Origin of the sequence: Alteromonas marina (assembly GCF_000808575.1) — a bacterium.
GTDB classification, from domain to species: domain Bacteria; phylum Pseudomonadota; class Gammaproteobacteria; order Enterobacterales; family Alteromonadaceae; genus Alteromonas; species Alteromonas marina_A.
On sequence record NZ_JWLW01000010.1, the window covers coordinates 131,733 to 146,830 of the forward strand.

Here is a 15,098-nt window from a genome sequence, read left to right on the forward strand (position 1 = left end):
ACAAATCAAATGAGAATGTTTATCATTTATGTTTACATATCTATTTTTATTAAATAGACTTCGTCCTCCTTACACACACTCAAGGGAAACAGGATGAAAAACACTAAATTAACTATGGGCGCCCAGACCATTGCCGCAGCTTTGGCATTTGGTAGTGGCGCGGTAATGGCACAGGAAGAAATAGAAACGTGTAGCGATGCAACGTCTGCTGAATGTGAAGCCGTATCTGATGAAGCAATAGAACTGATTAAAATTCACGGCGTACAGCAATCTATCTACCGCTACAATAAATCTGGCGATCCTCGTCGCCTAGCAGATCTTGTTGACACACCACAAACCATTAGCGTTCTTACCCAAGACCAAATCCAAGAAAGTGGTAGAACAGATCTTAAAGACATTCTACAGGCGCAAGCTGGTGTGACTTTAGGTACGGGCGAGAATGGTAATGCTTTTGGTGACCGCTATATTATTCGTGGCCACGAAGCGCGCAGTGATGTATTCGTTGATGGTCTTCGCGACCCAGGTATGACAACCCGTGAAAGCTTCGCAACCGAACGCGTTGAAATTACCAAAGGTCCTAGCTCAACCTTTGCCGGTCGTGGCTCTTCAGGTGGTGCGGTTAACTCTATCACCAAAAAAGCGTCTACCGCTTACAACTTTGGCCGTGTTGATGCCGCTGTAGGTACAGACGAGCATAAGCGTGTAACCGTGGATTTGAACAAAACCCTCACAGAAACCAGCGCGGTGCGCTTAAACGGCCTGTATTCATCAGAAGATAAGCCAGGTCGTGAAGGTATTGAGCGTGACCGTGAAGGGGTTCAGCTTTCTTATGTCAATCAACCTACCGATCGCTTGTCATTTACCGGGGATATTTATTACCTAAACGCTGAAGACATTCCTGACTTAGGTAGCTATTACGACAGGGATGCAGGCTACCCGCTTGAAGATATTCCTGTGTATGCACAAGACGAAGACTTTCAGAACTCGGAAGTGACTACATTCACTTTACGTACTGAGTACGATATCAGTGACAACGTGCGTTTTTATAACGCAACCCGCGTAGGTAAAACGGAAAACGAATACATTACAACAGGTATGCGTGGTACAAACCGTGATGCGACAGACCCTACTGCCCCAGGCGCATACACACTGTCGTTAAGCAACCACCAAGGTTGGCAGGAAGTTGACTATGTAACTACCCAGTTTAACCTATTCTGGGATACGGCTTTTGCAGGTATCGATCACCGTTTCGTGTTCGGTGTTGAATACACCGACGAGTCAGTAGATAACGGCGTGTTCAATATGGATTACACTAATCCATCAAACTGCTTAACCGGCGGCCGTCGCGGTGTATCTGAAAGTTACTGCCTATTAGATGGCAGCGGCAATGAAGTTGATAACATTAGTTCGTTGATGGGCAAAGCCTTCACCCGTGGCGACGTAGATGCACTATTCGACATTGAAACTTACTCACTATACGTTATGGACACCTTTGAGCTGACCGATAACTTAAATGTTTTCGCAGGCTTGCGTGTAGATAGCTACGACTATACTAATGCGACGTCGGGCCGTGGTGGTGAGCAACTGTATGCTTTCGAGGATGAACTGTACAACGGTCATTTAGGCTTAGTTTACGACGTCACTGAAAACGGTAACATCTACGCTTCGTATAGCACGGCAACCAACATAAACGGCGGTGAATCAGACCTTGGTGCTAACTGTGGTTATGGCGGTATTTGCGGTACGCCAGAGCAAGCGTCTCAAGCTGACCCTGAGCAAGTAGAAAATATTGAGCTTGGTACTAAGTGGTCGCTGTTTGACGAAAAACTTGTAGCAAATGCAGCGCTATTCCGCATCACTAAGAGCGATGTACACGAGAGTGTAGGTGATGCTTACTCAACGCTTGGTACATTAAATACCGGTGAAAACCGTGTAGAAGGTATTGAGTTTGGCTTAAGCGGTGATATTACCGATAAGCTTAGCATTCAGGCGTCTGCTGCATTTATGGATTCTGAAATCCTTGAGTCTTACAGCGAAGATAATATCGGTCTTGCGCTAAGTAACTTCGCAGACGAAAGCTTCTACATTCAAATGCGCTATCAGCCTAATGAGAAGTTTGCCTTTGGTGGAGACTACAGCTATCAGTCAGAAATGTACGGCGGCCAACCAGATACTGCGGCTGGCTATAGCGCTGAGACCGGTGAGTACTCCATCGTAGTTCCTGATTATCAAGTGGTTAACCTATTCGCTAACTACTATCACTCAGAGTCACTTACTTTCCGTGTTAACATTGGGAACTTGTTTGACGAAGAATATTGGACGGCAGCCTATCGTTCTGGCGCCTTCATGTATATCGGTGATGGTCGCAACATTACAGGTACCGTTAGCTACGAATTTTAATACTAGCATAACCTAGGCGGGCAACCGCCTAGGCCTTTTTTATAGAAACCACTCTAAAAAGCGTTGAAAAAATGATTATTATTGATGACTTATTGACGAAAAGCGACGTTGCTCAGTTTCGTCAGCAACTGTCTAGTGTTCCCTTTGTTGACGGCAAGAATACGGCAATGGGAATGGCTGCAGGTGTCAAAAATAACGGTCAGGCGGATGCCCAAGACTCGCGTGTTCAACAGCTTGCTAACCTCTTGTTGAGTAAGTTAGGTAACCACCCTAAAGTTATATCCGCTGCCCTGCCTCAACGTATATTTCCACCGTGCTTTAATCGCTACAGCGAATCACAGACCTATGGCTATCACGTAGACGCTGCAATTATGCGTATTCCAAATACGCCCGATGTTTTACGTAGCGACATGTCGATGACGATTTTCCTTACCGATAAAGACGAGTACGAAGGGGGTGAACTTGTTATTCAAACAGGTTTTGGCGAGCAAAAAGTTAAATGCGATGCGGGAAGCGCCATACTCTACCCATCATCAAGTCTCCATAAAGTCACGCCAGTCACTAAAGGCGAGCGTATTGCCGCTATCACCTGGCTGCAAAGTATGGTGAGCGACCAACAAATGCGTGAAACTCTTTTCCAGCTTGACCAAAGTATTCAGTCGCTAGTTAACGCCGGTACCGCAGAGCGAGAGCAGCTTGATGGACTTCATCATGTTTACCATAACTTGGTAAGAAAGTTTTCTCAGGTTTAACCGCTGTCAAACACAAGCACTAGCGCGAAAGTTTTCTTAAAAGCGAAATAAAGTCGAAGTCAATAAGGTCTTATACTAAAGGTGTAACGCAGTTGTATATTACTGGGTTTATTCTATGGTTAAGTCAACAGACGTCTTCTTTGAATACTTTGTGCCATGGTACTTGGATGAAACACAAAACAGTTTTTAGCGCCCTTCTTATTATGGCTTGTTCAAGTATGGCATTAGGGCAAGATGAGCGCACCGCAAGTTTTTCTATAACGCTGAATAATAGCGATGGTAGCCCCGTCGACAACGGCGTGTTTCTTTTTGAGCCTCAGTTTGAGGTCGAGGCGCATCAGATGCCGCATCAAGAACCTGCCGTAATGAATCAAATAGACAAACAGTTTGTTCCTCACGTGCTTGTAGTAAAAGCGGGTACTGAAGTGACCTTTCCTAATGCAGATAACTTGTTTCATCATGTCTATTCATTTTCTTCGACAAAGCAATTCGAACTAAAGCTTTATAAAGAATTTACCGCAGAGCCTTTACGCTTTGAAAATGCTGGTATTGTCGATATTGGCTGTAATATTCACGATTGGATGCTCGGCTACATTGTTGTTACGGACACGCCTTATTATGGAAAGACCGATATACAGGGGCAAGGTTTAGTTTCGCTACCTCATGGTGAATACACCGTACGTTTTTGGCACCCACAAGTAGAAGGTGAAAAGGCTTTCCCTCCACAGTCCATTTCTGTGTCTGCCGATACTCAAGTAACCTGGATGCTTAATACAAACATAATCAGAGATGACGGATTCGATTCTGGTTTCGGCGACTATTGATGCGGTTTGGTACTCAACTATTAACGCTATTGTCACTAGCGTTTTCGTTAGCGAGTTACGCAGAAACAGATTTTTTATTGCGTGGAACGTGGGCGCTAAAAGAAAATACGCAAAGCTTCCAAGACTTTGGCCAAAACCACCAGCGATTCGAAGATGATGGCTTACACCTCTCTCAAGCCGTTATCTCAACCAACCTGCGTTTGTTTGATGATTGGACATTATCTGGTGTTTTAAATGCTTACAGCGACGGCGAAGAGCGGTTCAACTTTTCTCAGCTATATCTCAAGTATCGGCCACCTAGTGCTTCCTCGATAAAACCTGAAGTAAAAGTGGGTGCCTTTTACCCTGCTATATCTGCTGAAAACACAGATTTTGGCTGGCTATCTCCTCACTTCCTCACTAACTCAGCCATAAACAGCTGGATCGGTGAAGAACTCAGAACCGGAGGCATTGAAGTTAGCTTTAGGCAAAATGGCCGACAAGTACGAAGCAGCTGGTCGTGGAAAGTTTTGGGCAGTGTATTTAAAGGTAACGATACTACAGGTACGCTACTTTCTTGGCGGGGCTTTGCGCTTCACGACAGACAATCGCTCTACAATGATAAGGTGAATTTTCTGCCTATACCGGGTGTTATCGATGAGGATGGATTGGGTGCTCCTGCATGGACCGAACCCTTTAGAGAAATAGATAACCGCTTCGGCTACTATTTTGGCGCGCATGTGGCGTACAAGCGTATGGCTGAAATGCGCTACTACTATTACGATAACAACGCAGATGCCAATGTGGTCGAGTCTGACCGCATCTACGCATGGCATACACGCTTTCATTCGTTAACGCTTCGCTACATGTATAACCCTAACTTTACGGTATTTTCTCAGTTGCTGGTGGGCGACACGCTAATGGGCAAAAGTATTGTAGATAACGATTTTAAAAGTGGCTTTGTTGCTGCGGTATACAGCATAACTCCATACACGCTTGCTACACGTGCCGACTGGTATCGAGTAAGTGATAATGACAATTACGCGCTTGACCCCAATGGCAGCGCGGGGCGTGCGTTTACCATCAGCGCTGGGCGTAACATTAGCGAAAACTTCTCAATAACCGCCGAATGGCAGGTAAACTCAGGCAATCAACAAAACCTTCGCTTTTTCCAAGACAACGAACACTTTACCGAGCATTTGTTCCAGTTGGCATTTACGGCCACTTTCTAATTGCGCGATTTTTCTATTTCGGAATTAGAACTCTGTTGCTGTGAAACACCCTACTCAACTTGCGCTGTGGCTTTCTGGCAGCAAAGAAACATGAGGTAAATTCCCTTTATTCAGCTTGAGCTTGTCTGAACGAAACTATGAACTCTCAGCAACTTCAATAAGATCGAATGTAGTGGCTTCGTCACCTTTTACCATCACCTGACATTGACCCCAGCTTTGTGGAATATGCCAAACGTGAGCCTCGGCCACGGTAAACTTTTCTCGGTGAGAGTCACAGCGAACTTCTACAGTATCAAGCTCGCCCTGTATGTTATTAAAAGCAAACTTATTTCTCACCAGCGTATGGAACCAACGACCGTTGTCTCCCATGCTTACGGGTACTTGAAGATTTTTCTCAGACGCAATAGATGTTTCAATCTGATTGACTATTGCGGCAATTTCGTCAATACGCGGTTGTTGCTCATCCATTTCTTGAAGCCTGCTGTACGATTTTAGGGCGTCGGCGTAATATCCACGCTGCGCATCAAGAAGTATTTTCCTCTGAAGTATGTAAGCCACATAATCGTCATCAAAAACGGCATTGTTAAAACGCTTTTGTCCATTACTGGAAAGTAATCGCGTCAGGCTTTTCGCTTCTCTTTCAATGTCGCTTTGTTCTCTTGCAATCCGTGACTCCAAATTGAGCAACCACGCATTCTCGTACCGATTTAACGTGTCCCAACTCAATAGCTCTTTAAGAGCCTCGTCTGCCGCCTCAACATTACCTGCTTTGAATATTTCATCTGCGTTTTTATAAGCTTTAATAAATTTGCGGGTGGCCCCCGTTTTTCCACCGATAGTGAAATCCAATTGAACAGCTTGGTGGCATTGCTGAGTGGGTTCACCGTCTTTTATTGCTGGGTCATACTGCCACTTTTTAACGGCTGATAGGGCACTTCGCTTGAAAGAAGGGCTTCCGAAAAAATCCTCTACCACAGGGTCTTTTACTCTGCCTTCTTCATCAATAACGTAACTTAGTCTAACCCAGCCTTCACGGCCTCTTCTCACTGCAAGAGAAGGATATCTCGGGTTAACGCGCTCTAACGGAGTCGCGGGTTTAAATGCACTTATGCGCACAACTTCATTGGCTTTCGCTTCAGCTAGGGCTTTTTCTTCAACCTCATCGCAGGGAATGCTTAATTCTTGCGCCACTGCGATACTTGTGTAAGCAGTGGTCAGTAATATGAATAACGCTAATGACAGTGTTTTTTGCTTAGCTTGTTGCCCGTGTACTTTTTGGACACTATTCCGTTTCGCTTTATTCGATGTTGTTTTTATCATCACTATCATCCTTAATAAAATTTCAAACTATCGCAGCGATATAAACTATTTTTTCCGTGAGGAAGTTTCAAGTGAGGCATCAGGAACATTTTTGATCATCATTTGCTCCTTGCGCTTGGTCATCATTTTAGCCAGCCGGCGCATACTCACTGTTGTATCCTTTTCGTCTACAATATCGACACCCAACAAGCGTTCCAGCAAATCTTCTAAAGTTAAAACGCCTTCTAAACCACCGTACTCGTCGACTACCAGCAACATATGTACGTGCTTAGTTATAAAGTGCTCGAAGGTGACTGACAGCGGCATTGTGTTTAACACAGTAACCATGTCTTTGGCGTATTCTGAAAGTGGCTTATCCGTATTTCCTCTGGCTTGTGCCACCAATAAATCAGAACGCATAACAAATCCAGTAATGTTTTCTGAGTCGCTGTCTTCAAATACGGGGATACGGGAGAATTCGATATTGGCGTGCTTGTGGAAAAAGCCTTCTACCGTCATCGACTCAGATACTTTAAACAGCGCCGTGCGGTGGGTAATTGCGTCTTTCACTTTCAGCTCGTGCAAGCTTAACAAGCTTTGTAGAAACGCCGCTTCGTGGTTAGCTAGTTGACCTTCCTGCCCCGATAACTCTGCCATGGCGTGTAGCTCACTACGGCTTAACCCGCGAAGTGGGCTGTCTTCTTTAAAGCCTTTCGTCATTAGCTCAGACATTTTAACGAACGGCATAAGTACAATTGAAAGGTATTTAAGAAAATATGCGGTTACTGGCGCTAGTGTTCGCCAATAGGTTGCGCCAAGTGTTTTAGGGATAATTTCAGAAAAAATAAGAATAAGGAGTGTAAGGACTGCTGAAATAACGCCTAGATAGGCATCACCAAATACTGCGGCCGCTTGCGCACCTGCGCCTGCTGCACCCATAGTATGAGCGATAGTGTTCAGCGTTAATATTGCAGATAAAGGCGTATTTATATTATCGGTTTGCTTACGTAGTAGCGCACCACTGGCTTTGCCCTCTTTCTCTAACACAGAGATATAAGCAGACGAAACACTCAGAATCACAGCCTCTGCAATGGAGCACAAAAAAGAAAAGCCCAGTGCAATGAAGACGTACACAATAAGTAAAAGCATGTAGTTATTCCAAGCGTCCTTGTAGGTTTAAACGCGTTTTAATTTTAATAAGTTGAACGACTATTATGGATAATAAAGCGGGATATACAAGCGCTCTATGGATATCATTTGAGCGCTTAATTATGAAAGGCATCCGCTGGGCTACTGTTAGCCGCAGCACGCCGAATGTTGTTCTTGGTTATGACGGTGTTGCTGCAGCTTTTTCAGACCCAGCCTCAACATTAACCCCGCCAATAAAATCGCGCATAGCCAATAAATCACCTGAACGTCTGCACCGTGCTCATGAACATGGCTTTGCGTTTTGAGCATAGAGGCTAAAGAAAACGAAGATACTAGGTAGTTCAGTGCGTAACCAAAGCCAATACTCGCAGAGATAACACTGAACAAGTAAAGCGCTAATGTTCGCGTGCCCATTTCTTGTTTGATCATGCCCATGGTTGATACGTTAGTGGCAGGCCCTGCCATTAAAAACACTAAAACAGCGCCGGGCGATAACCCAGCCGCAAGAAACCCCACCGCAAGTGGCGTTGACGCTGTGGCACATATGTACATAGGAATGCCGATTAGCGCCATCACTAGCATGGCGACTACGCCATCACCCCATTGCGTTAGAAAGTCGGTGGGTACCCACGTTTTAATTGCCGCGGCAAGTGCTAAACCAATTAATAACCATATCACTATGTCTTCAAGTAACTTGCCACTGGCATATGAAAGCACGCTTGTGATTTTCGAAGGCGAAGACTCGTGTTTAGGCTTGTCTGTGCTTTCATGGTTATGAGCATGTGTTTTTTCGCTTGCACAACAGGAAGTGCTGGCCTGTATTTGCGGTTCTAGTTTAGGTGCTTGCTTTGACCCACAGCACGATGACTCTGTCACCTTAGACTGTCGTTGTTGATTTTCTTCTTCTGCGAAAAAACGTACCATCAAACCAGCATAAATGGCGCTTGTAATGGCCGCGATGGGTCTAACAATGGCATAAAGAGGTCCGAGCAATGCGTAAGACACAGAGACACTGTCTACGCCAGTTTCGGGCGTAGACACCAAAAAAGATATCGTTGAAGACTTAGAAGCACCACTTCGGCGCAAACCAAGCGCAGCAGGAATAACGCCACATGAACAAAGTGGCAAAGGCGCGCCGATAATAGCTGCTTTGCTGATAGAGCCAAATGATGCGCTACCCATGTGCTTTTCAAGAAAAGAAACAGGCACTAGCTCGTGCATCACTCCTGCGACCAGTAAACCCAATAGCAGCCATGGCGCTGATTCCATGAACAACGCTAGAAAATTTTGTCCTAGTAAAATGATATCTGACACATAGCCTCTCTTGTAACCCTGACATAGCTGCCTTACTTGCAGACATACATTACTCGTGTACAAAGTCACGTAGCCTTAACCACTATAAATAGTAACAGATATAAAGTGCGACAGAAAATCAACAAAACTGATTAGGTCAATTGCAGAAGCATAAAAATGGCCAGCACAAATGTACTGGCCGAATGTTGACTATCTCGAGAGTGTGCTTTTTAAACTCAGAGGTCAACCATGAAACATCGAATCAGTGCTCAATTAGCCATTAAGCTGCTTATTCTTGTGTTGCGTTTCCTTTTTTAAGCTTAGACACTACAGAGAAAGCTTCGAGCATAACGAGTACCGAAACAACCAGCACGACTGCATCTAAGAACACCAGCAAGTAATTTCCTTCTACGTAGTACTCTTTAAGCTTTATCAGGCCAGCAAAGAAAGCCATGATCAATACAAATACCATAGGTATTAGCGTATACCTTGCGGGGCGGCCCAGCTTGATCAACATAACCGATATAACTAGTAGGGTAAGACTAGCTAGGATTTGGTTAGTCGAACCAAATAAGGGCCATATGATCATACCGCCGCTACCTGACGCACCGCCTGCACCAAATGCAAGTAATAAACAGCAGCCAACCGCCACAAGGGTCGCTATAACGCCGTTTTTCAGTGCACCAATAGAATAGATATCGCCCCACTCTTGTATGATGTAGCGTTGTAAGCGTACACCTGAATCCATCGTAGTACCTGCAAACAGAACAACCATTACAGCAAGGATCGTTGAAGAAAAATCTACTGGCAATCCCCAGCCTTGCTGAATAAGGTTTGCTCCACCAGTGATAAACGCGCCAACACTGCCAGCGCCTAGGTGACTGTATACTTCATGCCACTCTTCAGGTGATGCAGCAAACGCGACGCCACTTACTGCGACTATGGTAATAAGCGCAAGTGAACCTTCACCGATAGCGCCCAAGTAACCAACAAAGCGCGCATCAGTCTCTTTGTCTAGCTGCTTAGAGCTAGTGCCTGAAGATACAATGCCGTGGAAACCAGAAACCGCACCACACGCAATGGTAACGAACAGCAATGGAATGAGACTTGGTGAATCTACCGCAGTTTGCGTGTTAAATGCTGGCGCAGTGATATCTGGCATGGCAAAGAATACCGCACCGTAAAGCAAGAATAAGCCAACAAGCAGCTGCATACCGTTAATGAAGTCACGTGGCTGTAGCAACATCCAAACTGGCAGTAGGGAGGCAATAGCAGCGTAAACAAAGAGAATTATGATCCAATTTGCTTTGTCGGCTAGACCAAACATAGTTTCTGGCAAACTTAGTGGGATATAGCTACCTGCATATACCGAAGCGTAGAGCACAATAATGCCAACAATACACAAAGGAATAAGGCTGAAGTTACGCTTTAATAACTGACCGATAATCAAGGCAACTGCAATCGCCATCCACGCAGGGAAAACCGCATTGGGCTGAGAAACAAAAGAATTAGCGATAACAACACCGAACACAGCGTTAACCATAAGCAGGACTAGGAATATTACTATCATGAAAAGCGCACGGGAGCGTTTACCGATAACGCTCTCAGAGAGCGCTCCCATGGATTTGCCTTTGTGACGAGCGCTTGCCCATAGCGCGCCCATATCGTGGACGCCGGCAAACAAGATCGTGCCGAAGACAACCCAAAGTACGGCAGGAACCCAGCCCCAGTAAACTGCGATTGCAGGCCCTACTATGGGTGCTGCGCCTGCTACTGAGGTAAAATGATGGCCCCATAACACTACTTTATTGGTAGGAACAAAGTCGACACCATCTTGCATGGTATGGGCTGGGGTTACAAAACTATCATCCAATTTGAATATGCGGCTCGCAATAAATTTTGAATAGACGAACCAACCGAGCAACATTCCAATGATGCCCAGTATCACTATGGCAATAGACTGCATTTTATTATCCTAATATTGTTTTTCTAAGGCCTTTGAAGTTTTAGCATGTATCAAAGCTTAAAAGGCCCAAGTCTGTCTTTTAACATTAAACCATTTGTCGCCATGGTTTAACGCCATTGTAAGACTAAAGTCTAATTCTGACGTAGTTTTTTCCAACTCTTCATACCACTTGGTTAATTTTTTACGACTCGCATTCGCACAAGCTTGAGTCAAAACGGTTACTTAACGTAAATTTTGGTCAAATAAGAAATCAGTACTTTAAATAAGATGTATTCTCGTTTATAACTACGCCTTTTTTGGGGCGGATAAAAATATGGCATCACCTAAATTTCACATGGCTTTTCGCAAATACCACCGTTGGCTTGGTTTTTTTCTCGCAGGCATAATGGGTGTATACGCTATCAGCGGCATTCTTTTAATTTTTCGCCCTACCGATATATTAAAGTACGAACAAGTCCAGACTAAGCAATTCGAAGCAAACCTATCAGGTGAAGAATTGCTGCCTTTGCTCAAAATGAGAGGCAGTAAAGTCACCAGTGAAAATGTAGACGAAGTCGTACTTAATGTGGGCCAGTACAATAAAGCTACGGGTGAAGCCACTATCACCAAAAAAGACTATCCTATCGTTCTGTCTAAAATGGTGAAACTGCACAAAGCAACAAATAATAGCCCTCTCTTTTGGCTTAATATTAGCTTTGGCATAGGCCTGCTGTTTTTTGTGATTTCCGCGTTTTTGATGTTTGTTCCCAAACTCCCCATGTACAAGAACGGGCTTAAAATTGCCGGTATTGGAGCTATCGTTACCGTAATAACAGTAATCTTTGGTTCGTAAATTTTGCTTTGTAGTGTTTATTTCGTAGTGGTGGCTCCGAAATATTCGTTTAGTTAAGCCTGTGTAATGGCCCGCTTGGTACGCATACTGAAAGGTATGCGTACTGGCTAATTAGAATCAGTTGGCAGAAAGAAAAAACGATTTCATCGTTCTATAAGTCGTTTCAGACTCGGGTGTTTTATAGAAAATCAAATATTCGGCATGAGATAGCCCTTCAAAAATTTCTATTTGCGCAACACCTCCGCTATCACGTATTGCACGACTCACCCTTACCGTATCGCTTAGAAACATGTCTCGCGTCCCAGTCACTAGCAATGTTGGTGGGAAGGCTTCAAACGAACCGTAAAGTGGAGATATAGCCGAGTCTGTTAGTGCTATTTTGCCAGCATATAGTTTGGCGGCAGCTTCAAGTGTTCCATCGTAGGTCACTAACACACCGTCTATACCCTCATTTATATAAAGACTGTCGCTGGTTTTGGTAAGGTCGGCCCATGGCGTTCCTGCATATACAGCTTTAGGTAGAGGACTTTTACTGGTGATAAGAGACTGAACTAGTGAAAGGACCAGACTACCTCCCGCAGATGTTCCACCCACAAATACATTTCCCTTACCAGCTTGGTCGAGTAAAGCATTGTAGACTGCAACTACGTCATTCAGTGCGGCTGGAAAAGGAAACGTTGGTGGCATCCTATAGTCAACGCTGTACACCACAATGCCTAACCTTTCAGCGACAAGCAGCCCTTCTTCAATGCTCGGTAAACCACCAAAAAGGACAAACGCCCCACCATGAATATCTAAATAAACTTTATCTTCAAATTCAGGCGTAATCATTTTAGGTGTCAACTTGCGCACTACAACATCATTTATATTCATAAGCTCAACATCTACGTTAAGCTCTTTCTTCATCTTTTTGATTTTTTTCTTCTGCTCGCTATTTCTAGCGTGAACATAGTTTCTCCACTCTTCATTATTACGAGGCGTACTCGCTATTACTTCTTCTTTGGTGAAGTGGGGAAATGCTGAGATGCTTTCTATCAGCGCCTTGCTGGCTGCTTGGGGTAGTGGGGGCTTATTATTTTGCATAGGTCTTGTAGTAGCTAATGTAGTAGGAGTAAACAAGAATATAAGTACGTACATCAGTAGGTCTATAATTTTATAATGAATAAACGCCTGACATTGATAAGTAGCTTTCTATAAGAATAACGTTACGTGAACAGAGATGAATACCAATCCGCATAGATAGTTTCCCACGCGGACGGGCAAGTTTAAAACCTAGATGCGTATTTCCTGATTGCTTAAAAAAACCGGACCAAGTACAGGTTATATCTAGATTGCATTTTGCTACGCTAGATTATAATTTAGTCACCACTATTCAAAGTATTACGATTTTTTCAAAAGCGAAGGGATATAAAATCGCACGCTTTAACCAATTATTAAGTACATAACCTTAGGGATGAAGATGAAAAGCTTTTCTATACACAAACTCCTGTTCTCATTAGGGCTCGCTGTATCTACGGTGACTTCTGCTATAGCCGACAATGAAAGCCAAACGACCGTCTGGAAAGTGTCTAATGGTGAAGATGCCGTATATGTAGGTGGCACTATTCATATTTTACCCATTTCTGAATTCCCACTGCCAAGTGAATTCACCGATGTCTATGAGCAAGCAGACACACTAGTGTTCGAAGTCAAAATGCCAGATCCGACAGATATTGAAGGCCAAAAGAAAATGATGGCAGGGCTCGCGTATGAAGAAGGCAAGTCCCTTAAAGATGATGTTTCAGAACAAACTTATCAAGCGCTTAATAGTTACCTTAATAACTTTGGCGCTACTGCGGATCAGTTAGCTCAATTCAAGCCAGGCATGGTGGCATCAATGCTAGTTGCTATGGAAGCACAACGCTCTCAGATGGCTGGGCAAGGAGTGGATGCTTACTTCATGCAGTTAGCGGCACGTGACGGTAAAGCAAGCGAATACTTAGAATCACTAGATTTTCAAATCAACATGCTGGCCAACATGGGCGCAGGCGAGGAAGACCGCCTTATCTCTGAAACATTGGAAACCTTACCAGAGCTAAAAGAAATGCTACAAAGCACCATTAAGGCATGGAGACACGGTGACACTGAACAAATTGATGAGTTAGTAGTAGATACATTCAAACGTGAATCTCCTACTTCTTATGATGATGTGTTCACTAAACGTAACCAAAACTGGCTACCTCAAATCGAAGCTATGTTCGGCGATGAAGATCAAGAGTTCGTTTTAGTGGGTGCTGGACATTTAGTGGGCGATGACAGCGTAATTGCTCTACTAGAAGCTAAAGGTTACAAAATAGAGCAAATGTAGATCAGGATAAGCCTATAACCTTCACCATTAAGCTAGGCATTATCCTAGCTTTTTATACCTAAGTTCCCTCAAAATAGACCTTAGCTAAAGTCTATTTTAAAACGCTTTTTCAATGATATACAATTTGGTTGTACACTTAACGAGTTAGGGCAAGATAGGACTAGAAGGTATGCAGAGTAAAACGAAAGGTTTCACTCTCATAGAGTTAATTATAGTAATTGTCATTATTGGCATACTTGCTGTCACCGCTGCGCCTAAACTTTTAAATATTCAAAAAGACGCGCAGGCAGGCGTACTCAAAGGCTTAAAGTCAGCTTTAGTCGCTTCTTCAGATCTTGTCTATGCTAAATCACTCCTTGAGGGGGTTGAAGGCAGCGCTGATACCACCCTATCTTCAGGTATTCGTGTACGCTATGGCTATCCTTACGCAACACAAACGAATTTAAAGCTTGTAGCAGACTTCACCGAAGACGATTGGAAACTTACAGGCTCGGCCCCTGAAGTCATTTTTACCCTAGAAAGACAAACTAGCGGCTTTAGCAATGATGAGATTGAAGAAGACGAAGTATGCAAGCTTACTTATCGTCACCCTAACCGAGGTGAGAAGCCCACTATCACGGTCAATAACTGTAATGCATAACGCAACCTTCCCGCAGTAACAATAGAACCGTCTCGCGCATTTCTACAGTCCTCACAAGCTTAATAGTTACGAAAGTGGAGTACTTGTTCAATCTAGAACTTTTGGCTGCACGGAAGCAGGTGCTCAGACCCCAATATAAAAGCGACGGTGGGTCAACAACCTGTTACTTCTTCTCCCCTTCAAACTTTTTGATATGGTTTAAGCTGCGAGTGATTGTTGTGCCCTCTGAAACCCTACACCGCAGGGACGCGGTGTCGGAGCTCTTACGTAAAAACAAGGATGGGTTTACGGCGTGTTTCAGAGGGCATACGCTCACGCACTTTCCAAAAGGCATAAAAAAAGCGCACCTAAGTGCGCTTTTTTGGCTTGTGTTGCTAAGTCTAGA

General features: G+C 44.1%; 12 protein-coding genes. 7 read left to right on the top strand and 5 right to left on the bottom strand.

Features of this window, described 5'->3' with window-relative positions:
• Positions 1-93: 93 nt before the first annotated feature.
• From RJ41_RS05580 to RJ41_RS05595, 4 genes are all read left to right on the top strand, one after another.
• A complete protein-coding gene (locus RJ41_RS05580; protein ID WP_039218015.1) occupies positions 94-2,400 on the top strand; it encodes a TonB-dependent receptor in 2,307 nt (768 codons plus the stop codon).
• A 71-nt stretch (positions 2,401-2,471) separates the two neighbouring features.
• On the top strand, positions 2,472-3,152 hold the full coding sequence (locus tag RJ41_RS05585) for a Fe2+-dependent dioxygenase (RefSeq protein ID WP_039218018.1): 681 nt from the start codon (positions 2,472-2,474) through the stop codon (positions 3,150-3,152).
• Between the two features lie 167 nt (positions 3,153-3,319).
• The gene (locus tag RJ41_RS05590; RefSeq protein WP_052235401.1) at positions 3,320-3,976 is read left to right on the top strand and encodes a methylamine utilization protein; all 657 of its coding nucleotides are present in this window, start codon (positions 3,320-3,322) and stop codon (positions 3,974-3,976) included.
• A complete protein-coding gene (locus RJ41_RS05595; RefSeq protein WP_039218020.1) occupies positions 3,976-5,187 on the top strand; it encodes a hypothetical protein in 1,212 nt (403 codons plus the stop codon). Before RJ41_RS05590 ends, RJ41_RS05595 begins: the two co-directional genes overlap by 1 nt.
• A 135-nt stretch (positions 5,188-5,322) precedes the next feature.
• Here RJ41_RS05595 and RJ41_RS05600 read toward each other — a convergent pair whose 3' ends face one another.
• The 4 genes from RJ41_RS05600 to RJ41_RS05615 form a co-directional block, all read right to left on the bottom strand.
• Positions 5,323-6,507: an energy transducer TonB gene (locus tag RJ41_RS05600; protein ID WP_084081764.1), complete on the bottom strand. Its 1,185-nt coding sequence runs from the start codon at positions 6,505-6,507 to the stop codon at positions 5,323-5,325.
• A 45-nt stretch (positions 6,508-6,552) separates the two neighbouring features.
• Positions 6,553-7,635, bottom strand: coding sequence for a CNNM domain-containing protein (locus tag RJ41_RS05605; protein ID WP_039218022.1), 1,083 nt, complete (start codon positions 7,633-7,635; stop codon positions 6,553-6,555).
• Between the two features lie 147 nt (positions 7,636-7,782).
• Positions 7,783-8,949 carry an SO_0444 family Cu/Zn efflux transporter gene (locus tag RJ41_RS05610; protein ID WP_039218024.1) on the bottom strand — a complete coding sequence of 389 codons (1,167 nt, stop codon included), beginning with the start codon at positions 8,947-8,949 and terminating at the stop codon, positions 7,783-7,785.
• Between the two features lie 268 nt (positions 8,950-9,217).
• Entirely contained in the window at positions 9,218-10,894 is a 1,677-nt protein-coding gene (locus tag RJ41_RS05615; protein ID WP_039218032.1) for a carbon starvation CstA family protein, read from the bottom strand.
• A gap of 313 nt (positions 10,895-11,207) precedes the next feature.
• On the opposite strand from RJ41_RS05615, the gene RJ41_RS05620 reads away from it, so the two are divergent.
• Positions 11,208-11,726: a membrane protein gene (locus RJ41_RS05620; protein WP_039218034.1), complete on the top strand. Its 519-nt coding sequence runs from the start codon at positions 11,208-11,210 to the stop codon at positions 11,724-11,726.
• Between the two features lie 117 nt (positions 11,727-11,843).
• Here RJ41_RS05620 and RJ41_RS05625 read toward each other — a convergent pair whose 3' ends face one another.
• Complete coding sequence (locus RJ41_RS05625; RefSeq protein ID WP_039218036.1) at positions 11,844-12,863, bottom strand: alpha/beta hydrolase; 1,020 nt, start codon at positions 12,861-12,863, stop codon at positions 11,844-11,846.
• A gap of 322 nt (positions 12,864-13,185) precedes the next feature.
• Between RJ41_RS05625 and RJ41_RS05630 the strand changes: the two genes are divergently transcribed.
• Positions 13,186-14,073 (top strand): TraB/GumN family protein, encoded by an 888-nt coding sequence (locus RJ41_RS05630; RefSeq protein WP_039218038.1) that lies wholly within the window; start codon positions 13,186-13,188, stop codon positions 14,071-14,073.
• A 169-nt stretch (positions 14,074-14,242) separates the two neighbouring features.
• Positions 14,243-14,713 carry a prepilin-type N-terminal cleavage/methylation domain-containing protein gene (locus RJ41_RS05635; protein ID WP_039218040.1) on the top strand — a complete coding sequence of 157 codons (471 nt, stop codon included), beginning with the start codon at positions 14,243-14,245 and terminating at the stop codon, positions 14,711-14,713.
• The last annotated feature ends 385 nt before the right edge of the window (positions 14,714-15,098 follow it).

Bases quoted from the DNA above. Each gene is read 5' to 3' on its own strand.
- RJ41_RS05635 (WP_039218040.1), top strand. From the start codon at position 14,243: ATGCAGAGTAAAACGAAAGGTTTCACTCTCATAGAGTTAATTATAGTA.
- RJ41_RS05595 (WP_039218020.1), top strand. From the start codon at position 3,976: ATGCGGTTTGGTACTCAACTATTAACGCTATTGTCACTAGCGTTTTCG.
- RJ41_RS05625 (WP_039218036.1), bottom strand. From the start codon at position 12,863: ATGTACGTACTTATATTCTTGTTTACTCCTACTACATTAGCTACTACA.
- RJ41_RS05620 (WP_039218034.1), top strand. From the start codon at position 11,208: ATGGCATCACCTAAATTTCACATGGCTTTTCGCAAATACCACCGTTGG.
- RJ41_RS05600 (WP_084081764.1), bottom strand. From the start codon at position 6,507: ATGATAAAAACAACATCGAATAAAGCGAAACGGAATAGTGTCCAAAAA.
- RJ41_RS05580 (WP_039218015.1), top strand. From the start codon at position 94: ATGAAAAACACTAAATTAACTATGGGCGCCCAGACCATTGCCGCAGCT.
- RJ41_RS05590 (WP_052235401.1), top strand. From the start codon at position 3,320: ATGAAACACAAAACAGTTTTTAGCGCCCTTCTTATTATGGCTTGTTCA.
- RJ41_RS05615 (WP_039218032.1), bottom strand. From the start codon at position 10,894: ATGCAGTCTATTGCCATAGTGATACTGGGCATCATTGGAATGTTGCTC.
- RJ41_RS05630 (WP_039218038.1), top strand. From the start codon at position 13,186: ATGAAAAGCTTTTCTATACACAAACTCCTGTTCTCATTAGGGCTCGCT.
- RJ41_RS05585 (WP_039218018.1), top strand. From the start codon at position 2,472: ATGATTATTATTGATGACTTATTGACGAAAAGCGACGTTGCTCAGTTT.
- RJ41_RS05605 (WP_039218022.1), bottom strand. From the start codon at position 7,635: ATGCTTTTACTTATTGTGTACGTCTTCATTGCACTGGGCTTTTCTTTT.